Annotated in this window: 18 protein-coding genes; 9 read left to right on the top strand and 9 right to left on the bottom strand. The window is 68.4% G+C overall.

Features of this window, described 5'->3' with window-relative positions; genetic code table 11:
- Positions 1-112: 112 nt before the first annotated feature.
- Positions 113-1,129, top strand: coding sequence for a hypothetical protein (locus tag ENSA7_RS36185; protein ID WP_106093974.1), 1,017 nt, complete (start codon positions 113-115; stop codon positions 1,127-1,129).
- On the opposite strand, the gene ENSA7_RS36180 is transcribed toward ENSA7_RS36185, so the two are convergent.
- Positions 1,084-2,544: a DUF2306 domain-containing protein gene (locus ENSA7_RS36180; protein ID WP_106093973.1), complete on the bottom strand. Its 1,461-nt coding sequence runs from the start codon at positions 2,542-2,544 to the stop codon at positions 1,084-1,086. The genes ENSA7_RS36185 and ENSA7_RS36180 overlap by 46 nt on opposite strands.
- A 160-nt stretch (positions 2,545-2,704) precedes the next feature.
- Between ENSA7_RS36180 and ENSA7_RS36175 the strand changes: the two genes are divergently transcribed.
- The 5 genes from ENSA7_RS36175 to ENSA7_RS36155 all read left to right on the top strand — a co-directional run bounded on the left by ENSA7_RS36175 (position 2,705) and on the right by ENSA7_RS36155 (position 7,766).
- On the top strand, positions 2,705-2,944 hold the full coding sequence (locus ENSA7_RS36175; protein ID WP_106093972.1) for a hypothetical protein: 240 nt from the start codon (positions 2,705-2,707) through the stop codon (positions 2,942-2,944).
- Between the two features lie 332 nt (positions 2,945-3,276).
- On the top strand, positions 3,277-4,392 hold the full coding sequence (locus ENSA7_RS36170; RefSeq protein WP_106093971.1) for a hypothetical protein: 1,116 nt from the start codon (positions 3,277-3,279) through the stop codon (positions 4,390-4,392).
- A 1-nt stretch (position 4,393) separates the two neighbouring features.
- Complete coding sequence (locus ENSA7_RS36165; RefSeq protein WP_106093970.1) at positions 4,394-4,909, top strand: hypothetical protein; 516 nt, start codon at positions 4,394-4,396, stop codon at positions 4,907-4,909.
- Positions 4,910-5,028: 119 nt separating this feature from the next.
- On the top strand, positions 5,029-7,299 hold the full coding sequence (locus tag ENSA7_RS36160) for a thiamine pyrophosphate-dependent enzyme (RefSeq protein ID WP_106093969.1): 2,271 nt from the start codon (positions 5,029-5,031) through the stop codon (positions 7,297-7,299).
- Between the two features lie 200 nt (positions 7,300-7,499).
- Positions 7,500-7,766 (top strand): hypothetical protein, encoded by a 267-nt coding sequence (locus ENSA7_RS36155; protein ID WP_106093968.1) that lies wholly within the window; start codon positions 7,500-7,502, stop codon positions 7,764-7,766.
- Between the two features lie 17 nt (positions 7,767-7,783).
- On the opposite strand, the gene ENSA7_RS36150 is transcribed toward ENSA7_RS36155, so the two are convergent.
- From ENSA7_RS36150 to ENSA7_RS36135, 4 genes are all read right to left on the bottom strand, one after another.
- On the bottom strand, positions 7,784-8,137 hold the full coding sequence (locus tag ENSA7_RS36150) for a hypothetical protein (RefSeq protein ID WP_106093967.1): 354 nt from the start codon (positions 8,135-8,137) through the stop codon (positions 7,784-7,786).
- Between the two features lie 252 nt (positions 8,138-8,389).
- Positions 8,390-9,583, bottom strand: coding sequence for a hypothetical protein (locus ENSA7_RS36145; protein ID WP_106093966.1), 1,194 nt, complete (start codon positions 9,581-9,583; stop codon positions 8,390-8,392).
- 73 nt (positions 9,584-9,656) lie between these two features.
- Positions 9,657-10,745 (bottom strand): hypothetical protein, encoded by a 1,089-nt coding sequence (locus ENSA7_RS36140; RefSeq protein ID WP_146158541.1) that lies wholly within the window; start codon positions 10,743-10,745, stop codon positions 9,657-9,659.
- A 69-nt stretch (positions 10,746-10,814) separates the two neighbouring features.
- Positions 10,815-11,645 carry an AAA-type ATPase lid domain-containing protein gene (locus ENSA7_RS36135; RefSeq protein WP_181234443.1) on the bottom strand — a complete coding sequence of 277 codons (831 nt, stop codon included), beginning with the start codon at positions 11,643-11,645 and terminating at the stop codon, positions 10,815-10,817.
- Between the two features lie 163 nt (positions 11,646-11,808).
- Between ENSA7_RS36135 and ENSA7_RS36130 the strand changes: the two genes are divergently transcribed.
- The 3 genes from ENSA7_RS36130 (at position 11,809) to ENSA7_RS36120 (ending at position 13,826) form a co-directional block, all read left to right on the top strand.
- Positions 11,809-12,090, top strand: coding sequence for a hypothetical protein (locus tag ENSA7_RS36130; RefSeq protein WP_106093963.1), 282 nt, complete (start codon positions 11,809-11,811; stop codon positions 12,088-12,090).
- Between the two features lie 10 nt (positions 12,091-12,100).
- Complete coding sequence (locus ENSA7_RS36125; RefSeq protein WP_106093962.1) at positions 12,101-12,928, top strand: 2,3,4,5-tetrahydropyridine-2,6-dicarboxylate N-succinyltransferase; 828 nt, start codon at positions 12,101-12,103, stop codon at positions 12,926-12,928.
- A 319-nt stretch (positions 12,929-13,247) separates the two neighbouring features.
- Positions 13,248-13,826: a hypothetical protein gene (locus ENSA7_RS36120; protein ID WP_106093961.1), complete on the top strand. Its 579-nt coding sequence runs from the start codon at positions 13,248-13,250 to the stop codon at positions 13,824-13,826.
- A 19-nt stretch (positions 13,827-13,845) separates the two neighbouring features.
- On the opposite strand, the gene ENSA7_RS36115 is transcribed toward ENSA7_RS36120, so the two are convergent.
- The 4 genes from ENSA7_RS36115 to ENSA7_RS36100 form a co-directional block, all read right to left on the bottom strand.
- On the bottom strand, positions 13,846-16,236 hold the full coding sequence (locus ENSA7_RS36115; protein WP_106093960.1) for a lytic transglycosylase domain-containing protein: 2,391 nt from the start codon (positions 16,234-16,236) through the stop codon (positions 13,846-13,848).
- Positions 16,237-16,345: 109 nt separating this feature from the next.
- The gene (locus tag ENSA7_RS36110; protein WP_106093959.1) at positions 16,346-18,508 is read right to left on the bottom strand and encodes an AAA family ATPase; all 2,163 of its coding nucleotides are present in this window, start codon (positions 18,506-18,508) and stop codon (positions 16,346-16,348) included.
- A gap of 9 nt (positions 18,509-18,517) precedes the next feature.
- Positions 18,518-19,810 carry a P-loop NTPase family protein gene (locus tag ENSA7_RS36105; protein WP_106093958.1) on the bottom strand — a complete coding sequence of 431 codons (1,293 nt, stop codon included), beginning with the start codon at positions 19,808-19,810 and terminating at the stop codon, positions 18,518-18,520.
- A 46-nt stretch (positions 19,811-19,856) separates the two neighbouring features.
- A complete protein-coding gene (locus ENSA7_RS36100) occupies positions 19,857-20,852 on the bottom strand; it encodes a S66 peptidase family protein (protein WP_181234442.1) in 996 nt (331 codons plus the stop codon).
- Positions 20,853-20,935 lie beyond the last annotated feature (83 nt).

Below are 20,935 nucleotides of genomic sequence, written 5' to 3'. Positions count from 1 at the left end.
GGCTGCCGAGTTGCGACACCCACCGACATCGGATCTGACCGCCAAGTATTTGAAATTATTGGAATAAGTTAGATTGTCCTATCTGGCGCGAGATTCGTAAGTACCGTCACTCATGGCCCGCAAGACTTCGCTCCTCCCCTCCCTGCTCGGTGTCGGTGTGCTGCTCGCAACCGTCGCTCCCACCAGCGGCTGCCTGTTCGGCGGCTACGATGGCGTGTTCTTCGAGGAAGAGGACGTCCGCATCGAGATCCCCTCGAGCGGGTTTCGAGCGGATGACATTCACGGCGACGCGTGGTGGCTGATCAACGAGACCACCGAGCACGTCAACGGCTGGGTCACGACGGTCGTCGAGACCAGCGGCTACGTCGTCGAGTTTCTCAGCAACCACCGCGAGAGTGGAGTCGACGGGACCTGGCGGATCTACGGTCCGTTCGACGATCAGGGCGGCCGCGACGTCGCGTGGCTGGTTCGGATCAACGGCACCGACATGGACACCAGCTTCGAGTTTCTCGTCGCGCCGAAGGGCACCACCAGCGCGGACGAGTTCGAGATCATGGCCGAGGGCAGCCTGACCGTCGAGGACGAGCTTCGGTTTGGCAACATGCGGATCGACTTCGACACGATCGAGAATTTCCCAGACCTCGACCTGACCTTGCTGTGGAGCTACGCGGGCGACATCAACATCGAGTTCGAGCGCAACGTCGACACGGGCGAGAAGCGGATCGACCTCGACTTCGATGGCTTCGTGGCTAACCGCACGGGCTACCTGGACGACGATCACTTCGAGAGCGACGAGACCTACGCGTTTCACAAGGCGGCCGACGGGTCGGGCAGCTTCCACCTCGCGCTGATGGGCGAGTGGGACACGTACCCCTACGGCTGGAGCGGGCCCGAGCAAGAGCGCATGCAGCTGGACATGGTCTGGACGCCGACCAACGAGGGGCGCGCGTTCGGGACCATCACCGAGGTCGAGGGCAAGGGCGACATGTTGCACGGGGATCTCAGCCTCGACGAGTGTTTCGACGGCTCGGGCTACCTCACCTACCGATCCCTGTCGGAGCTGTACGCCGCCGAGGTCCCCACTTACAACTTTGGCGACGCGGCCGAGTGCGTGGTGGCGCTGCCGTAGATGGTCCCCGGTTGCGGGTGGGGCCGCGGTGATCGCAATCGTCGACTCCGCAGCCAGTCGTCCCGCCGCCGCCGAATAGACTGGAGCGCCCGACTGGGGGCGAAGACTCGCGCACCAAAGCCGACCACGACTCCACCGGCGGCGGTCAGGCTCGAGGCGACGATGAGCGCGCCGTAGCTGGACTCGGCGAAGGAGGCGCCCACGAGCAGCCCGGGCGCGAGGGCTGCCGGCCACACAGCGGGGGTGAGCAAGGTCGCCGCGCCGATCCATGCCCACCCACGGGCCGACCCGTCCGCGCGAGAGACAGTGGCGGCAACGAGCGCGAGCAGCACGAAGCCGCCGGTTCCGATCCAGCATGCGGCCACACCGACCCGGGCGAGCGTGTCACCTGTCATGGTCGCGCCGGCGACGATCCAGCCGACTGCGGCGAGCAGGCCCACGAGGGTGAAGGGCAGAGGCAGTCGCTCGCCACCCATCACCGCACGAGATGCGCGCGGCAGCAGGGCGAGGGCCGCGAAGGTCGGCAGGCTGGCCAGTGCGCCACCGAGGGGAGTCAGGCGGTCCGACGCGTCGCGGAGGTCACCGAGCGCGTCGAGGCCGTAGGGAGCGAGGAGCCCCTCGTGAAGGAGGACCAGGCCGGCGGCGACTGCCGCAACGATCAAGAGGGCGGGGGCGCGGTCCGTCGTGGGCGCGACCTTGCGCGGCGGAAGCTCCTGCGCGCCGAAGGTGGCGAGCCACCACGCCATGACAGCGATCGTCTGCAGCAACACGAACCCGGTCACGGCGAGGTTGATGTGCTCGTGATCCAGCGGGAGCAGGTAGTGGAAGACCACCCAGTCCAGCCGCAGCATCGGCGCGGTGCCGAGCGCCGCGAACACCAGCGCCATCCAGACCATGTGGGACCGGAAGTCGCGAGCAAAAACGGTGATGATGGCCTGGGACAGGAGGCCGAGGGTCAGCAGCGCCAGGGCCCAGAGGGCGAGCCAGAAGCCAGGGCCGGACGCGGTCGCCGTCATCGGCGTGACCGTCAGATACGCCATCGCGCCGATCATCGACACAGTGGTCGTGACCCAGACCGCGACGCCGCCGAACCGGTGCAGTCGAGGAAACCGTCGGCGCATGCCGGGGATGAACTGCAGCGCTCCGAGCCCGAGGGCGGTGCCCCCCAGCGTCATGTGGAACGCCATCTTCAGGGCTTCGACCGGGTAGTGCTCGTTCGCGTAGCGGATCGAGCCCTCACCGAAGATGAAGCTCGGCGAGGTCAGCAAGGCGTTGACGACCGCCTCCAGCTCGGGCCCGTCGCGGTAGAGCGACAGGCCGTGCTCGATGGCGAGGCCGGCGAAGAAGACAGTGACTGCAAGGGTAGCGATTAGCGCGATACCCCCTGCGACGGTGCGTCCGGTTTTCGTGGTCATGTGTGCCCCCAAAAAGGATGTGGGTTCGAAAGCGGTGACCTGAGAAGGTCAGGACCCAAGCGTAAGCCAGGGAGCGGGGTGCAGGGGCGAGCAACGCCTCAACGTGTGTCAGACGGGTGCTGCGTTCGGGGGCGCAGTGTTGCGTTCCCCGCAGCGGCCGGTGGGCCGCTTCGAGGTCGCCTCCAATTCGCTCGACGTCTCGCTCCAATCGCTCGGAGATGCAGTGAAGAGCTTGACGAATGAGCGGCTCATCGTCTCGGCGTCCGGGGTACACCCGGACTCGACCCAGGTCTTGGTCGAGGAGGGGGGCCGCGAGCACGTCGCGGAGCACGTGGAGCGGGTGAACTTTCTCGGACACGGGCGCTCGAGCGCCGGGTGGCCCGAAGCAACCGACGAGTGAAACGACGAGGCCTCCGCGCTGCGCGACGGCTACGACCCGACGCGCGAGAACGAGGACTTTCACTGCGACCGTCTCCCCTGGTTCGCCCTGCGAGTCCTCGTCACAGACGAGGCGGTCCTCGAGGGGCTCCCGAGGTCTTCGGCACCACCGCCTACGACGTCTGGTGCGATGAGCCGACGAAGGAGAGGGCAAACCCGTGCGCGAGCTGGCGAGTCTGCTGACCAGGTGCGTCGCCAAACAGCTGTCGATCCGCTGCCGCGGACCGGCCGAGTGCGTGGTGGCGCTGCCGTAAATGGTCCCCGGCTACGGGCGCGCTATACTCCGCGCCGCACATGGTCGACACCCCCCCGAAGCCCGCGTCTCGCGGCGGCACATCTCGACTCCGTGTCGCGGGCCGGCTCGCGGCGCTCGCTGGCCTGCCGCTGCTGGTGATCTTTCTGATCTTCGCCAGCGGCGTGTACTGCGGGGCGTCGCGCTCGTATCGGGTGCAGACGCTCGAGGCCAAGTGGTTGGGCCTCGACGGGCCAGAGTCGGACGCGGCTGCAGGCGGCGCGGCCGAGCCAACGAGCGGCGAGACGCCGGATCAGGTCACCGCCGAGCCAGACACAGGCGACTCGAGTGGGGGCACCAGCGGGTCCGAGCAACCGCAGCCCGAGCAACCGGATCCCTCGTTGACCGAGGTGGGCACCGACACCGGGGACGAGCCCGAGCCGCCACCCACGATCGACCCGCCGACCACGGAGCCCGCGGCCTCGGTCAGCGGCTTGCTCACCGCTACCGCCGAGCCGGTCGGGTCCGAGCTGCGGTCGCGCTTCGACGAGACCCGGGTGGTGCGGGTGAAGGTCCTCGTGGATCCGGCCCTGGTCATCGCCCGCGACGACTGGCTGAGCTACATCGCGGAGCTCGTCGACGCCACCCACGCCAGCTTCGAGGTGTTGTTTGGCGTCGACGTGCAGCTCCACGGCGTCGTGATCTGGGATCTCGCGACCGACGCCAACGTCGACGCGCTGCTCGCTGCCCTGACCGAGCACGACCGCGAGGGCGCCGACGTGATCCTGGGGATGCTCGCCCGGCCCCGGCCGCAGGGCTTCGAGCCAACGCGCTGGGTGGGCGCCGAGCATGGCGACCACGCGCTCGTGTTCGCCGACCTCGCCCAGACCGATCGCTTTTATCGCAACATGCTCCGCGCGCTCGCGGGCTTGCTCGGCGCCGAGCCGGTCTCGCAGGCCGAGAGCTTCATGAGCGACACCGCGCCGCCGCCCGGCGCCGCGCCAATCCTCGACCCCGACAACCGCGGCAAGGTCGTCTTCAACAAGCGCCGACCGTTCGCCAGCTCGGCGACGCCGGGCGACGGCACCGACGAGCCCGAGTCCAAGCCCGGCGAGCGCAAGCCCAACAAGCCGAAGCCGAAGCCCGCGGCCAAACCCGAACCCAGCGAGCAGCCCTGAGATGGCCAAGACAACCGCCAAACCATCGGGCGCCGCGGGCAAGTCTTCGGACGGCGCCGCGGACAAGTCCTCGAGCAAGCTCGGCTGGCTGCTGGGCTGGGTCGTCATCCCCGGCCTGCTCGTCGCGGCCCTGTTCTTCGCGGGCGTGCACGTCGGCGCTCGTCACCCGCAGATGGGGCTGTCGCGCGCGGTGCTGTGGGTGCTGGGCAGCGAGGCCCAGCTTGGCCCCACGACGGACGCGCAGCGCCAGCCGCTCGCGCGACGGCTGCGGCTGATCGCGCTGCCCAGCAAGATCCAGACGCTGGAGGCGGAGCTGAGCAAGGCCGAGTTCGACGCATTTGTCGCGGCCGGTGCCGGCCCCAGCATCGCCGAGCTCGACTGCGCGGCGGTGTGCGAGATCCGGTGGACCGCCAAGCACGCCGACAAAGAGTTCATCAGCGCCGAGAGCTGCGAGCTGACGCAGCCGACGCTGTTCACTCAGGGCAAGCTGCAGTGCGACGCCAAGGTTCAGCGCTGAGGGTTGTCATGCGCACCAAGCTTCGCGCAGCTCCCTCACGCGTGGCTGCGCTGCGGGCAACCGACAACCTGGAAGCGACGCCATAGATCGCTTACGTTGCGGCCTCACCCCAGGTGAACATGGCCGCGAAATACCCGCTCGATAGGCTCCAAGACCACCCCACGCTCACCCCCGAGCTGCTGCGCCTCGCGTATCGCGAGATGTGCATGGCTCGCTGCCACGTCGAGCGCGTGGTTCAGGAGTGCTCGAAGGGCAACATCAAATTTTCGATCTGGGGCCCGGGCGAAGAGCTGCACGGCGCGGCCCAGGCGATCGCGTACAACGAGGTCGCCAACGTCGAGGCGTTCGGGATCGCTGGGCACTACCGGTCGGCGGGGTTGATCTCGCTGTGGTCGCGGCTGCGTGGCTACGACGACTTTCACCTCGATCACATGCGCCAGCAGCTGTCGCGGGCCACGGATCCATGGAGCGGCGGCCGGCAGATGACGGCGCACTTCAACGACCCGCGCTTCAACATCCTGCCGGCCCAGAGCGCGCTCGGGATGCAGCTGGGCAAGGCGGTCGGCTACGCCCACGGCATGCGCCAAAAGGGCCACGACGACGGGCTCGCTGTCGCGATCGTCGGCGACGGGACCATGGCCGAGAGCGACTTCCACGAGGGCGTGACCGGGGCCTCGATCCTCGACGTGCCGCTGCTGCTGTGCGTGACCGACAACGGCATTGCGATCAGCGTCAAGCCCGAGGACGGCCGCGGGCTGCGGGACCTGCAGGCCTACGCGAAGGCGTTTGACTTCGAGTTCTTCACGGCCGACGGCAACAACTTCATCGAGATGTACGAGGTGACCAAGGCGGCCGCGAGCTTCTGCCGCGACAACCAGCGCCCGGCGCTGTTTTGGATCCGCGGTCTGTCTCGCCTCAACGGCCACTCGAACGCGGGCATCTACAACTTCTCGTTCGACGCGCACGACTGCATCAACGACTTCGGCGAGGCGCTCGTCGAGCAGGGCATCCTCGAGCCTCAGGACATCGTCCGGCGCAACGACGAGACCCGCGGCGACTACTACAAGCGCCACGACTTCGGCCGGGTCGGCAAGCAGGCCGACGACTACATCCTCGAGACCATGCGGATCGCGGAGTCCGAGCCGGAGCCCACGCCCGAGTCGATCTGGGAGCACATCTACGACCCGTACCCGGAGGCCGAAGAGGCTCCGCTGGTCGGTCGCGAGACCGTCATCTCGCTCAACGGCGCGATCCGGGCGGCGATGCGCGACATTCTCGAGCAGAACCCGATGACGTGGATCTACGGTCAAGACGTGGCCGAGCGCGGCGGCGTGATGCAGGCGACCAAGGGCCTGTGGGACCGGTTCCCCGAGCAAGTCCGCGATGCGCCGATCAACGAGCCGTTGATTTTGGGCACCGCGGTCGGGTTTGCGATGCACGAGGGCGCCACGGCGCTGCCCGAGATCCAGTTCTCGGACTACAGCCTCAACACCCTGCACTGGCTGGTCTACATGGGGAACCTGCTGTGGCAGACCAACGGGACCGTGCGCGCCAACGTGATCGCGCGGCTGCCCGTCGAGCCGCTCCACGGCGGCGCGATCTACCACTCGATGTGCATGGAGGGCTTCTACGGCTCGATCCCCGGCCTCACGATCATCGCGCCCACGACCTCGCGCGACTTCTACGGGATGCTGCGCTCGGCCGCCGAGTACACCGGGCCGGTCGTGGTGTTCGAGTCCAAGGGCCTGTACCGCATGACCCTGGGCGACGCGTTCCCCGGCGAGCCCAGCGACCCCGAGGAGATCAAGCGGCTCAAGCGGGCGATCGGCATGCAGGGCTTGATCCCGGACCTGCCCACCGACTTTCGCGTGCCGCTGGGCAAGGCCGCCGTCCGCCGCGAAGGCAGCGATCTGACGATCGTGACCTGGGGCCGCTGCACGCTGTTCGTGTACGAGGCGATCCAGACCCTCAGCGAGCGCGGCGTCGACGTGGAGATGATCGATCTGCGCACGATCGTTCCGCCCGACATGGACACCGTGCTGGCCTCGGTCCGCAAGACCGGCCGCTTGCTGGTGGTGCACGAAGATCGGGTGTTCGCCAGCATCGGCCGCGAGCTACAAGGCCACACGATCGAGGCGATGGCGGATCAGCCGGTCGTCACGCGCGTGCTCGGGCAGGACCCCGTCCCGGGGATTCCGCAGAACGTCAACCTCGAGCATCACATCGTGGTCTCCCCCGAGAAGATCGTCGCTGCGGCCGAGCAGGTCATGGCGACCAAGCGGGTCAGCGCGAGCCAGCCGGTTGCGCAGCCCAGCGCGAGCGCACCCACGGTCGCCGAGCCGGCCCGCACCCGGGTGCTGTGGACGCCCAGCCGCGCGTTCGTGGGCTAGCGAGTTTAGGACCCCCACAGGCGGCTTCGCACTTCGCGGTCACTCGCTTCGCTCGCTCCCATCGGGCTGGATGTTTGCGACCGCATGTGTGGCCCCCTGGAAGGGGGCTGGGTATGACCCCCACAGGCGGCTTGGCGGCGAAGCGACTGCAGCCGCTGGCGCGTCTGGTTGCTGCGAAAGCCTGCTAGGCTGCGTGTTCAATGGCCGGCCTGTCCGACACCTCACCCGAGGTTCGCGCGCGGATGCTCGAGATCTACGCGCGGATGACTCCACGTGAGAAGTTTCGGCGGGTGCTCGCGCTCACGGAGATGTCCTGGCTCATGGCGATCGCGGGTCTTCGCACGCAACACCCGGACGCGTCCGAGCGGGAACTGCGACGGCTGCTGGCCCAGCGCATGTACGGCAAGGAGCTGGTCCCCGACCTCCCCAAGACTACGCCTCCTGAACCGGCGACGACGCCAGCGTGAGCTTCGCCAAAGACATCCTACAGACGATCGACTGCTTCAGCGCCGAGCTCGACAAGCTCGGGGTCGAGTGAGCTGTCGGTGGCTCGGTCGCCAGCTCGATGCACGCCGAGCCGAGGTCGACCAACGACGTCGACTTCATCGCAGCGCTTCGCCCGGCCCACGCGTCCGCGCTCGCGCGTTCGCTCGAAGCAGACTTCTACATCGACGAGGCGACGGCCCTCGACGCCATCCTCAATCATCGTAGCTTCAACCTGATCGACGAGCAGACGTTCGTGAAGATCGACGTGTTCGTTCCCCCGCCAGGGCCGCTCGGTGCCGACCAGCTTCGACGCCGGGTCAAGGTTGCTGTCGCCTTCCATCAGCAACGCCATGGGCTTCAGGCGCTTCTAGGCTTGGGCTGGCGTTTGTTGCCGCACCACGATCAGCTTTTGTCAGCTCAGCGCGAGTCGTCTTCGGCTCCGTCGTCAAGCTCTGGGATCCAGTGACCAACGCGTTGCGCCAGGGCCACCACGGGCGACATGAACGGGCTGCGCCGTGCGTGGTTCGACATCGGCCCGTACGGCAGCAACAAGCACGAGAGTGAGCTGCACATCGCAGACGCCGACTTCGCGCGCGAAGCCGGCTCAGGGCGTCACTTTGCAGCCGATCCGCTCGCGGGCGACGACGACGTCGTCGTACAGGATCGTCTGCGTCTCCTGAACTGGATACCCGTTGTCCTCTTTCTGGTCGAGGGTGTTCTTCTGGTAATAGGCATCGAGGACGACGAGCCGCCAGCCAACATTTTCACTGGTGCGGAAGTTGAACCCCTCGAACGGGCCCTCGTCGGCGTAGTACTGCCCGTGAGTGTAAAAGTTCTCGCGCAGCCACCGGCCATTCGGGGTGCCGGTCCGGTAGTCGGCGGCGAGCTCATTGTTCAGGTAGAAGCTGAGCTCGCCTCCGTAGGCATCGATCTCGTTGGCCTTGCCGTGTAGCTCGAGGCAAAACCATTGATCGCGGGGAAAGCTCTGTTGCTCGGCGTAGTGGAAATTGTTGCCGTAGTGGGGGGTGTCGCTCGGGCCGTTGTACCCTGCGCACCCGGGATCGGTGCTGCCGTCGTTACACATCCACGAGCGCATCTCGTGCCAATACGTGTAGAACTTGAACGTGTCGTTGGTCAGCACATCAAAGTCGAACCAGAATCCACCGTCGCCCTCGGGCGCGTAGCCGGCGTGGCCGTCGGCGCTGTAGTCGTCGCTGAGGGCGATGGTCCGCACCCAGTGGTGAGGTGGGGCGGTGTTGCCCTCGAACCGGGCGTAGAAGCGCCAGTACAGCTCGTCTTCGGGCTCGAACGTCACCCGGGCCTGCGCCGATATGTAGGGTTGGTCCTCGAGCATCGTGCGAGTGATCGACGCACGCAGGTAACGGCTCCCGCCGTTCGCCAGGTCCGGCTCTTCATCGACGTTCAGCCGGTCCGAGTTTTGTGTGTAGGAGTCCCAACCGGCGAACCCATTCTCGAAGTCGGAGTGGAAGATCACGCTTGGGTGCTCGCCGATGCCTTCGTCGTTGGGGTACAGCGCGCTGAGGCCAACACCGTCGCCGTCGCCGTCGCCGTCGCCGTCGCCGTCGCCAGGGTCATCGCCATCGCCATCGCCATCGCCATCGCCATCGCCATCGCCGTCGCCGTCGCCCGATCCGCCTTCGGCCTCACCGGCGTCGGTCTCGGTCTCGGTCTCGCCGGTGTTGCCGAGTTCCGCGTTGGAGCCTTCGTCGCCGCAGCCGGCGAGCGCGAGGGCAAGGGTGAGCAGGTGGGGGATGGTAACGCGGCGTGAGCAGGTCATTGCTCTAGTCTACTACGTGCAACCCACCTGACGCTTATTGGGATTGAGGACCGCCAAGCAGCCCCAAGCGCAATCAGGGACACACAAACACGACCGGGATCGCCCCAGTCTGCTGGATCACGCACTTCTCTTCGGCGAGCCAGTTCGGATTCTCGAGCCACGAGCAGCACGGAAAGTCGGGCACACCCTCGGTATCGAACTTGGGGCAGGGCGAGCCCTTGGCCAGGCAGCAGCCGAACGCGTCGGGGCCCGGGGCGATGTCGTCGGGCGGGGCGAAGCCCGAGCAGCCCGCGTTGCACTCGAAGTCGCACAAGACCTCGACGTCACCGTTGATCGGGCTGTCGCTCGGGCACAGCGGCGCGCAGTAGTTGATGAGCAGCTGTTGATCCGCGACCTGTTGGCCGTCGCACTTCTCCGACGGAAACTCGGTCAGCTCGCCGCTGGGAAACACCAGATCTTTGTACTCGGGGTCGAGCACGCCATCGCCACAAAAGCCGCAGTCGTTGCGACCAAAAAAGCACTCTGAGGTGCAGCGGTCGATCGTGCCCGAGGTGTAGGGCTTGTCGACGCCGATCGCCTTGTTGTTGTAGGCCCCGCAGGCCAGGTTGGGCGCAAAGTTCTCGCCAACGGCGACGCACTGACCAAACGCCTGGTAGCAGACCGTGCCGAGCGGGCAGTCGTCGTCCACGGCGCACGAAGCCGTGGGCTCGCACTCCTCGACGCCGCTGACGACGTCGTCACCACACACCGGTGGGCAGTTGGTGTGATCGAGGGTGCAGTCCGACTTGCAAGTTGGCAGGCCGACACCCGCGCTGCAGGTGGTGCCGCGCAGATCCTGGCCGTCACACTCTTCCGTATGGGACGCCACGCCATCGCCACACCTGGCGCAGTCTTCCTCGGTCGCGCGCAGCTCACAGGTGACCGGATCACAGACCGCGTCCTTGTCCCAGCCCTTGGCGCGGCAGGCGTTGAGGTGCGAGGTGTCTCGCGGGTCGCACTCTTCGAACTCGGGATCCCACCAGCCGTCGCCACACGAGACGTCGCGCTCGAGCTCGAGCGGGCACCCAGACACGACACCCGCGGTCAGCCCCACCGCCATCGTCAGGATCCACCTGCGAACGCGCAGGCCGATCCCAGCGCTAGCGGTGGAGGCTCCGAGCATGGGCCAAGCATAGCCCCAGTCACGGCTGTGTGTCCTGACCGTGAACAGCATCGCGCCCGAGCGCGCGGCTCATGGCAGCGAGTACTCTCGGAGCCGCCGGTACAGCGTTGTCTTGCTGATCTGAAGCAAGCGCGCGGCCATGCGCTTGTTGCCTCGGGCCAGCCGCATGACTCGCTCGACCGCGCGACGCTCGGCCAGCGCGAGCGCGAACGGCTGGTCAGGGGCCGTCGAACTGGACCGGTGCGGAGCTCGCTGGCGCAGCTGGGCGGGGAGATCCCGCCGCTCGATCTGCGTGGTGGATCCGACCGCGAGCGCCTCGGTGATCACGTCTTCGAGCTCGGCGACGTTGCCGGGCCAGTCGTAGCTGCGCAGGCAATCGAGCGCCTCGTCCGAGATCGCACCGACGGGCCGCGTGGTCGCCACGCGGTGCAGCAACCCGATCACGAGGGCCTCGAGGTCGTCGAGCCGCTCGACCAGGCTCGGCAGCTCGATCCGAATCGAACAGCCGCGCAGCAGCTCCGGCGACAGGCGGGCCTGGGCTTCGGGGCTGTCGGGGTCGAGGCGGGTACCGACGACCAGGCGACCGTGCTCGAGGTCGCGCAGGAGCTCGGCTTGCTGATCCAAGCCGAGCTGCTCGAGCGGAGAGATGAACGTGAAGTCAGAGATGTGACCGCCCGCGAAGTGCTGCAGGATCTCGGCGACCGTGCGCTTGCCGGTCCCAGCCGCGCCAACCAGGAGCACCGCGGAGTTGCCGCCAATGGCGACCTGGATCTGACGGCGCACATCCCGAGCGGCGGCGCTGTGGCCAACGAACAGCGGCGCAGGCTGGGCCAACCGCCCGCCATGGCTGGGGCCTGGAGGCGAGATCGCTTGGTGATCTGGGATGAGATCGTTGGGCATGACGCTCCGGCGCGAAGCTCGAAGCGAAGGTGAAGGTCGACCGGTGTTGGATTGCCACGCCAGCTGCGATTGATCGTGTCTAAGCTCACAAATTCGTCGGTCGCCTCGAGCCGTCGCCAGCGATCGCCAACGACCCGGGCCCTCGCTAACGTGCGGCCGCCGCATGAAGAACCTCCCGGCCAGCGTGTTCGTGCTCGTGCTCCTGACCCTCGGCGGCTGCAACGCCACCGACGAGGACTGCGCCAAGCTCGGCGACAAATTCGTCGAGCTGTACAGCAGCGAGCTGAGCGACAACAGCAAGAAGCTCAGCCCGCAAGTGCTGGAGAACGCCGCCGAGGCCGGTCGCGAAGAGGTGGTGGATCAGTGCAAGAAGCAGTCGTACTCGAAGGCCAGCGTCGAGCGCTGCCTGCAGGCGACGAGCATGGACGCGTTCAAAAAATGCTAAGCCGCCGGGCATGACCGAGAACCTCCAGGGTCTGATCCGCGCCGCCTACGACGATCGCTCGCTGCTCGAACAGACCGAGTACGCCGCCGCGGTCGAGCAGACGATTGGCTTGCTCGACGCAGGCGAGCTGCGAGTCGCCGAGCCGGGCCAGACCCCCGAGTCCGACTGGGTCGTCCACGCGTGGGTCAAGCAGGCGATCCTGCTGTACTTCGGCCTCTCCAAGCTCGAGACGATCGAGGTCGGACCCTACGAGTACTACGACAAGATCCCGCTCAAGCGCGGCTGGGCCGAGGCTGGCGTGCGGGTGGTGCCACCGGCGACGGCGCGCCGCGGGGCGTTCATCGAGCGCGGCGCCGTGCTGATGCCCAGCTACGTGAACATTGGCGCGTGGGTCGGCAGCGGGACCATGGTCGACACCTGGGCGACCGTGGGCAGCTGCGCGCAGATCGGCCGCAACGTGCACCTGTCCGGTGGGGTGGGGATCGGCGGCGTGCTCGAGCCGCCGGGAGCGACCCCGGTGATCATCGAAGACGGCTGCTTCATCGGCTCGCGGGCGATCGTGGTCGAGGGCGTGCGGGTCGGCAAAGAGGCCGTGCTCGGGGCCAACGTCGTCATCACCGCGTCCACGCCGGTCATCGATGTCTCGGGGTCCGAGCCGGTCGAGTATCGGGGGCGGGTGCCGGAGCGGGCGGTCGTGATCCCCGGCACGCGAGCGAAAAAGTTTGCGGCCGGCGAGTTCCAGCTGAGCGCAGCGCTGATCATTGGCCACCGCAAAGCCAGCACGGACATGCGCACCAGCCTCAACCAGGCGCTGCGCGACTTCGCCGTGCCCGTGTGAGCGCAAAAAATTTGAGCAGCCAGCTGAGCAACCACCGAGCGCCAGTTGCGCAGTCCATCGGGCGCGAGCGCCTCGTTGAAGCTGAGCGCTCGCGACCGTACGCATGTGATGCCCGCGGTACCGTTCGCCGGGGATCGTTGGCATGCTGTGGACGAGCCCACGCATGACCGAAGGCAAGTCCAAAACGGCGAGGCCTCTGGCCCGCCGGCCTGAGTCGGGTGAGCCGGAGCGCCGCGCCGAAACTTCACAACCCAGGGGACCGCTCAACGATCGCGGAGAGGTCGGCTGGGACCATGACGCCCTGCCGAGCCCCGCGCGGGTGACCAGCGCCAGCGATGAGCACAGCCCGCTCACGGCGCGGATCCTGAGCCTGTTCTCGGAGCCAACGGTGACCACGATCACCGCGGTCTCGGCCGGTCGCGCGCTCGAGCGTCCCCGCGCCGACATCCAGACCGCGATCGATGTGCTCGTGCAAGCCGGCGAGCTGCGCCCCGTGTCCGACAGCAGCCTGCGCTACATGGTCAGCCCCGAGCGCAAGGCCCAGCTCGAGGCGATGTTTCGGGAGGCCGCCCACGAGCTCGGCGAGACCACGGCGCTGGTCTTGCGCGAGCCCGACGAGATGGTCGTCTACGACGACGAAGAGCCGCGGCTGCCGGTCACCGCCGGCTTGCTCAGCCTGTTCTTGCCGGGCACCGGGCAGCTGCTCAACGGCGACGTCGGCCGAGCGTCGCTGGTGTTCGCGGTGTGGAGCCTGGCGCTGCTGACCCACCTGTCGCCGATCTGGACGTTCGTGGCGCTCTACGCCGGGGCCGAGGCCTTCTTCACGGCCAAGGTCCGGGGCATGGAGCGCAAGCTCGCAATGGACGGCACCAAGAAAGAGGGCGAGTCGCCGGCTTGAGGCGCCGCCCGGCTGCTCGTCACTTCGGGATCTTCAGCGGGATGTACGGCATCCGAGCGGCGTCGTCGCCGGAGCCGTAGAGCCAGCGATAGGCCGCCCAGCGACCCAGCACCGACTGTGTGTAGTGGCGGGTCTCGTCGAACGGGATCGCCTCCACGAACAGATCGAGGTCCCAGTCGCCGCGCAGCTTCAGCCACTCGTCGGTGCGGCCGGGGCCGGCGTTGTAGCTGGGCACCGCCAGCGCCGGGGCGCCGTCGACGTTGTTCCAGCGCGCGGTCAGGCCCGCGAGGTAGCGCTGACCAATGTCGAGGTTGGTGGCGGGGTCGTAGAGCTGGCTCGGATCGACGTCGAGGCCGGCCCGCTGGGCCACGTTCTTCGCGGTCTCGGGCATCAGCTGGATCAGCCCGCGAGCGCCCGCCCATGACGTCGCGCCGGGGTTGAAGCGGCTCTCGCTCTGCATGATCGCGTAGGTCAACAGCGCGGGCACGCCGTGGTCCTGCTCGCCCGGATCGACCAAGCTGCGAAACGGAACCGGGTGCGCGAGCTCCCACAGCTGACGGCGGGTCCCGCTTGGACCGCCGCCGCGCCAGCTGCTGCCGACGCTGGCGAGCGCCCGCTGGGCGTCGCTGTAGAGCCCGGCCTGAGCCAACACCGCGACCGCTGGCCAGCCTGTGATCGCGGCCGCGTCGAGCTCGTCGCGGGCTTGGTCGCCGAGCCCAAGGCTGGCCCACATTTTGACGCGAGTGGCCGTGGGCGTGGAGGGCAGCGCGAGCTCGGGCAGCGGGGCGTCGCTGCTCGCGGAGATCTTGGCGAGCCCAGCCGCGGCCGCGGTCTCGCTGCGCTCACGCAGTCGCGACAGCGCCTGCAGCGACGGATAGCTGAGCGGCCGGGTCTCGATCGTCTGCAGCCACGCGGCCTCGGCCTCGTCGCCCTTGCCGAGCCGATCGAGCGCCTTGCCGCGAAAATAGTGGAGCTTGGCGAGCTCGTCGCCGTCGACCTTGCCGCCCGCGATCGACTTATCGATCAGATCCACGGCGTCCGGGAGTCGGCCCTCGGAGAAGGCTTGAACCAGCAGTCGGCGCAGCGCCTCGCCGTACATGTCGCCGCCTGGGTGCTTGGCCAGGGAGGACTCGTAGGCGGCGCGGGCCTTGGCGGGATCGCCAGCGGACTCCCACGACTCGCCCGCTTTGATTAGGCAGTCGTCGGCGTAGCTGTGATCCGCGTGGTCGCGGGCGAGCTGCTCGAACCGCGCGGCCGCCTGCTCGTACTTGCCGGCCGCGTACACCCCCCGCGCGGCCTGGTAGCGGGACTTGACCTCGAGCGAGACGTCGCCGGCCTTGGCGCAGTGCTTGGCCGCGCTGTCAAACACCGGCTGCGACGCGGTCCGCTTGCGCATCTTGAAGATCGCCGAGCCCTTCACGAACAGCACCTCGCAGCGATCGCCGTCGTCCGCCCCGTGCTGCTTGGCGTGCTTGATGAAGTCGTCGACGGCCGCGATCGCGGAGCCGTAGCTGTGCTGACCCAGGTGGCGCTCGGCCTCGGCCTTCGCCTGGTCACGCGCGAGCCGCTGCCGCTCGGCCTTGCTGCGGGTGATCAGCTTGGCCTTCTCTAGCTTGGTGAGCTCGGCGTCGGCCTCGACGCCGTAGTCCGAGAGCGGGACCTCGGCGGTGAGCTGCTCGAACAGCTTGGCGGCGGCGCGCTTGTCGTCGTCGTTGCCCTCCAGCAGCAGCACCGCCAGCTTGCGCCGGGCTTCGTGGCGGTCGCTGCCGCTCGCCTGACGCAAGAACGAGTTGTAGGTGGTGATCGCCCCGGCGCGATCGTTGGTGCGGGCCTGGGCGTCGGCCTTGACGAGCAGCACGCGAACGGGGACCCCGGCCGCGAGATCGGGGCTCAGATCCGCGACCAGCTTCAGCGCCGCGTCGCTCTCGCTGGCGTCGAGCCGGGCCTGGGCTTCGAGCATGCGCAGGTACGGCTCGATCGGCGTCAGCGCGGACGCGACCCGGGCCTGGGCCAGCAGCGCGGCCGCCTCGGTGAACTGATCGACGCGCAGATGTTCGAGCGCCCGCAGCAGCTCGGCCGCCGCCCGATCCCCGCTCGAGAGCTTGGGATCCGCGAGCAGCTTGTCGAGCAGCGAGATCGCGCTGGCGTGATCCCGGCGCTCGCGGGCGAGGATCGCTTCACGGCCAGGGCCCGTGCGAAACCACAGGTCGCGGGTGTCGAGCTGTGGTTTTGCCGAGTCAGCCTCGTCGTCCTCGAGCGAGGGCAGCTCGTCGACGCCCGCGCTGTTGCTCTCTGCCATCGACAGCGAGGGCAGCTCTTGATGACAGCCCAGGCAGGCGACCAGAGTCAGGCAGGCGCCCGCGAACGAGCTTCGGAGCGCGATCGAGCGAGGTGGGGCGTGCCTGGTCATATCTTCAGCTTCTAACTCTGCCCGCGCCAGCGGCCAAAAACGAGAGGAATTTGCGATGCCGTGTGTGGTTCGAGGTCCGACGGCCCGGCGCTGGCGTGTGTTCCCGCGCTCATGGGCTGGCCTCGGCGACGCGTGCGCCCAGGCTGGCCGCGACCTCGGGGGGGCCGTGCTCGGCGTAGAACTCGATCATTGTAGCGAAGATCGTGTGAGGAGGGGAGACGTAGCGGAGCCGGCGGCGGCACTCTTCGGCGAGGGTGCGTGCCGCGTCGAGCTGACCCAGGCGATCACGCAGGCGCAGCGCAACGGTGAGGGCGGCGAGGGTGCCGAGGTGGAGGGGGCCGAGGAGCTGGTCGCAGCGGGCGAGGGTCGCGTCGAGGTTGGCGGCCGCGGGCTCGAGGTCGCCGGTTGCGAGGGCGAACTCGAGGGCAAGCAGGTGGGCCCGCAACAGCGGATAGGCGAGGCCCCAGGTCTGCGCCGTGTCGGTCACGCGGTCGAGGTGGTGCCTGGCTTCGACCCAACGCGCACCGCGAAGCTCGAGGATGCACAGGTGAGCGTGGACGAAGTGGTCGTAGAGCTCGGGGTGGGCGGTCTGCTTCGCCAGGTCGGTGAAGCGGGCCGTCATCTGTGCCGCGTTGGCGTGCTGCACCAGCGCATCCGCGAACGCACGGATCGCTGGCGGCTCATGGTCGCCGGCGTCCGACAACTCATAGCGCACGCGGGTGAAGGCGGCGGCGTCTGGGTGGGCGGCGGCGAAATCTGGCCCTCGCTCCAACAGCAGCTTCGCAGCTCCCCCGTCGTCGAGCGGGGCCGGGGGCATGAGCGCGAGGACCAGCGTGGTGTCGAACAACCAGACGGGATCGGGGTTCTCGCCAGCCAAGGTCGCGGCGGCGCGCGAGAGCAGCCGCTGAGCCCGCCCAAGCTGGCCGGAGTTGATCGCCGCCACGATTGCTCGATGGATCCAGGTGGAGGCTTCGTCGGTGCCACGCACCTCGGCGAGGCCAGCAGCAAAGCTCGCGCGCTCATCCACGGGTAAGCTCTCGAGAGCCTGCAGCGCGAGCGCCTCGGAGGTCGCTCGCCAGTGTCGACTCCACTGCACACGGGCCTCGGACTCGTAATCGTCGGGTTCGCAGGTCCAGTCGCGGGTACGCGGCCGTGAGCCCCATTGTTCGAGCTCGGCCCGGGTCACGGTGTCGTCGGCCGACAGCGGCCCGACCTCGAGTGTCGTGTCCGCGCTCGCCGAGCCCGTGGTGGCTTCTTCGATCAGCAGCGAACCCAACGCCGGAGTCGGGAGCTCGAGGTTCTCTTCTGGGTTTCCCGTCAGCTCCACGACGATCAACACCCGCTGGGTCCGCGTGAGCTCGTGATAGCGCGCCTCGGTGTCGACAGGATCCGCCGGACATCGCCCGCGCACATCTAGAGCCCGAACGACCGCGCCGAGGATCGCCGACACCGTGTGCGCGGCCCATCCCTGCAACCACAAGACCCGCTCGTAGTGACCCTCGAGATCGCGGACCGCCGCAGCAACCACGGCGCTCTTGCCGACCCCGCGCGGCCCCCAGACGCGGATCCGCCCCGGACCCCGAGCCATGGCCGCACGCAGGCGGCCGACCTCCGCAGCGCGACCGAGCAGCGGGCTCGGGACCTCGGGGACAGCCTCGAGATAGCTGGGCATGCCGTCGATCGTCGGGGGCGCAAACGCCTCGCCGACGCCGAGCAACCCAAAGACCTCGTGGGGCAGCAGTAGCCAGTCTGGGTGTCCGGCGTCGTAGGCCGAGCTGAAGTGAAACTGGGCCGCGTGCACACTAAATAGATCAGGCGCGACGTCGCTGAGCACGCGCAGGGCATCGACGCGAGTGATGACGACGAGCGGGCCGGCGAGCTGGGTGATGATCTGATCGCGGCGGCCGTTGAGCTGGACGCAACAGCGCTCGAACGCCTCGCGCTCGCGCTCTAGACTGCCGTGGGTGCGCAGGACAGCCAGCGGGCGCTCGCCGAGCTCGCTCGAGAGCCGTTGGACCGGGGCCTCGGCCCCCGCCGCTCGAGCGTCGAGCGAGATCGGATCGCGGTCGAGCTCGGCGGCGAGCTCTTGCAGCCCCGCGAGCGCGAGCGACTCGGCTTGCAGGTTCGCAACGACGACGAACAACAGCGCAAACCCCTCGCTCAGCTCGAGCGCCTCGCGCAGCCGGGCCCACTGCGCGGCGTTGTCGGCCATGCCAAGCAAGTCGAGCCAGGCCCGTGTGGCCTTCTTCGTGGGGCTCGCCGAGGTGGCCATGGTCGCAGCTCAGCCTGCGCCCTCGAGCCGGGTCCAGTCGGGGAGGTCGGCGGCAAAACCCAGCTCGGCCCACGACAGCGGGTGCGCGTCGTACCAGGGTCCGCCGTTGTGGTAGCGGAACATCTTGAACCCCTGCAGCAGGCTGTCCATGCGCACCTGAGAGGCCTCGTCATCGGGAAATTCCTTGCTCGGATGCAGCTGGCGAAGCAGCTGCTTGTCCTCGAGCACGAGCGCCTGCAGATAGTTTTGCCGGACCTGGGCGACGGCCAGCTCGGCGTGCTCGCGGGTGAAGCACGAAGCCTCGCCGACGCGGTAGGTCATCTCGGTCAAGAAGCGCAGGAGGTCGCGAAAATAGCCCCCGCAGCGCGAGACCAGCCAGCGCGGGATCGCGGGATCCGCGAAGTGCTTGGCGGCCACCCGGCGATGCAGCGCCTCGACCATGGCCTCGACGCCCGGCAGGTTGAGCACGCCGTCGCGCTCGTAGAGTCGGACCATCGGCAGGAACTGAAGCTCGACGCCGAAGTTGGCCGTGAGCTCCGAGGCCCGCCGGACCATGAAAGGCGGCACGGTATAGATGGTGTGAACCGGCGGCTTGAGATCCCGCGCCTGAAGGATGAAGCTGGCGAACCAGTGGTTGTGGAACTCCTCGCGGCGCGCCGAGGCGTCGAGGTCACCCGTGGCGCGCTTCTCGGCACCGTCGAGAATGATCACCAGCTCCTGACCGTGGGTGCGCGAGCCCTCGGCGGCGCTGGCGAGCAGCGCATGGATATCCTCGCGCAGGCCGTCGAGATCGCGCAGCTGCTTGGCGACACGCTGAAACAGGGTCTCGTCCGTGGTCAAGCTGGCCTTGACCGCCGCGATGCCTCCTTGGAGCTCGACCTTCGAGTTGAGGAAGTTCCAGGCTTGCGTCGCGTACTCGCCGACCCAACCGCCGACGTCCTCGGGCCTGCCGTCCGGGAACAGGGCGAGGACCAACGCGAGCATGAGATCCTCGGTGGTCAGCGGTCGCTCATTGCTGAGCCACTGGCCCGCGTCGGCCATCACGACGCGGTATCCACGCTCGGTCAGATCGCGCTCGAGCTGCCGAAGCTCCGTCGTCTTCCCGCTGCCCCGCAGGCCCGTGACCAGCTGCGCCGTCGGTTCGGCTGCGAGATCGATGACCGCTGAGAGGCGCTCGCGCCATGGCTCACCCCGGAGGCGCAATGTGGGCGTGTCAAAGTCGTAGTGGCGGGGATCTTGGGGACCGACCGGCTCATCGGGCTTGCAGCTGGCGATGAAGCTGCGCTTGAGTTCACGATCCATCCGCGAGCCATGCTATCGCCGGGCTCCGTCGCTGTCGATGCGAAGCTCACGTGGCTTCGCCAACCGCGACCGGCTCGAGCTGCTCGAGCGCGCCTTGATCCGCGTCGAGCCGCGCCCGCACCCCGAACCCCAGCGCCGCGTTGCGAGTCGGCGCGTGGCCAAACGGCAGCCCGATCAACACGGGCACCCCGAGGCGCCCGAGCCGATCATCGAGGACCTCGGACACCGTCCAGCCGCGGCTGCCGCCGTGCTCGGGCTCCTCGCAGCCGTGCAGATCCCCGACGGCCACGCCCACGACGCCGCGCAGCGAGCCGCTGTCCAGCAGCTGCGTGAGCGCGCGATCGATCCGGTAGGGCCGCTCGCCGACCTCTTCGAGCGCGAGGATCGCCCCGCTCAACGAGGGCATGTGCGGCGTGCCGATCAAGCTGCGCAAGACCTCGAGGTTGGTGGCGATCAACCGGCCCTCGACGCGCCCGCCATGCAAGCTGGCGCTGTGCTCGTCGGCGCACAGCGGCTCGGGCAGCTCACCCTCGAGCAGCGTCCACAGCCGCTGCCGATCATCTTCGTGGAGCTCGTCGAGCTGCCCGACGACCGGCCCGTGGATCGAGGGCACCCGCGCGTGGGTCCACGCCCAGCACAGCAGCGCGCTGATGTCCGAGAACCCGACGAGCAGCTTGGGTCGCTCGAGCAGCGCCGGGTCGAGGCGCCCGAGCAAGCGGGTGGCTCCGTAGCCGCCGCGCGCGGCCCAGATCACCTGGGCATGCTCGTCGCGCAGCGCCAGCTCGACGGACGCGAGCCGCTCGCGGTCGTCACCCGCGAAGTAGCCCGCGCGCCGCTCGAGGTTGGCGGCCAGGTGCGGCTCGCCAAGCCGCCGACGCACGTGCGCGAGCCCACGCCGGACCCGCTCGGTGTTGACCGGGCCCGACGGCGCCACCACGTGCACCCGGGCCCCCGCGGACTCGGTCGCGCGCGCCAGCGCTGGGGGCCAGCGCGGCTGGTCAGATCCCGGACTCGTGGGGGTAGCCTTGCGCTGGTCCGCCATTGTCTGCCCACCGAGCATACGCGAAGGTGCCCCCGCGACTGGAACGGACTCATGCCAGCGCCGCGCGTAGACAGCGCGTGCCC

Source organism: Enhygromyxa salina, assembly GCF_002994635.1.
GTDB lineage: Bacteria > Myxococcota_A > Polyangia > Nannocystales > Nannocystaceae > Plesiocystis > Plesiocystis salina_B.
The sequence above is the reverse complement of the archived record's forward strand: the minus strand, read 5'-3'. Positions and strand labels throughout refer to the sequence as shown.

Excerpts from the sequence above, each read along its gene's own strand:
- ENSA7_RS36135 (WP_181234443.1), bottom strand. The coding sequence starts at position 11,645 with ATGCCCAACGATCTCATCCCAGATCACCAAGCGATCTCGCCTCCAGGC.
- ENSA7_RS36180 (WP_106093973.1), bottom strand. The coding sequence starts at position 2,544 with ATGACCACGAAAACCGGACGCACCGTCGCAGGGGGTATCGCGCTAATC.
- ENSA7_RS36140 (WP_146158541.1), bottom strand. The coding sequence starts at position 10,745 with ATGCTCGGAGCCTCCACCGCTAGCGCTGGGATCGGCCTGCGCGTTCGC.
- ENSA7_RS36125 (WP_106093962.1), top strand. The coding sequence starts at position 12,101 with ATGACCGAGAACCTCCAGGGTCTGATCCGCGCCGCCTACGACGATCGC.
- ENSA7_RS36105 (WP_106093958.1), bottom strand. The coding sequence starts at position 19,810 with ATGGATCGTGAACTCAAGCGCAGCTTCATCGCCAGCTGCAAGCCCGAT.
- ENSA7_RS36160 (WP_106093969.1), top strand. The coding sequence starts at position 5,029 with ATGGCCGCGAAATACCCGCTCGATAGGCTCCAAGACCACCCCACGCTC.
- ENSA7_RS36110 (WP_106093959.1), bottom strand. The coding sequence starts at position 18,508 with ATGGCCACCTCGGCGAGCCCCACGAAGAAGGCCACACGGGCCTGGCTC.
- ENSA7_RS36155 (WP_106093968.1), top strand. The coding sequence starts at position 7,500 with ATGGCCGGCCTGTCCGACACCTCACCCGAGGTTCGCGCGCGGATGCTC.
- ENSA7_RS36100 (WP_181234442.1), bottom strand. The coding sequence starts at position 20,852 with ATGGCGGACCAGCGCAAGGCTACCCCCACGAGTCCGGGATCTGACCAG.
- ENSA7_RS36115 (WP_106093960.1), bottom strand. The coding sequence starts at position 16,236 with ATGACCAGGCACGCCCCACCTCGCTCGATCGCGCTCCGAAGCTCGTTC.
- ENSA7_RS36165 (WP_106093970.1), top strand. The coding sequence starts at position 4,394 with ATGGCCAAGACAACCGCCAAACCATCGGGCGCCGCGGGCAAGTCTTCG.
- ENSA7_RS36130 (WP_106093963.1), top strand. The coding sequence starts at position 11,809 with ATGAAGAACCTCCCGGCCAGCGTGTTCGTGCTCGTGCTCCTGACCCTC.
- ENSA7_RS36150 (WP_106093967.1), bottom strand. The coding sequence starts at position 8,137 with ATGGCGTTGCTGATGGAAGGCGACAGCAACCTTGACCCGGCGTCGAAG.
- ENSA7_RS36185 (WP_106093974.1), top strand. The coding sequence starts at position 113 with ATGGCCCGCAAGACTTCGCTCCTCCCCTCCCTGCTCGGTGTCGGTGTG.
- ENSA7_RS36170 (WP_106093971.1), top strand. The coding sequence starts at position 3,277 with ATGGTCGACACCCCCCCGAAGCCCGCGTCTCGCGGCGGCACATCTCGA.
- ENSA7_RS36145 (WP_106093966.1), bottom strand. The coding sequence starts at position 9,583 with ATGACCTGCTCACGCCGCGTTACCATCCCCCACCTGCTCACCCTTGCC.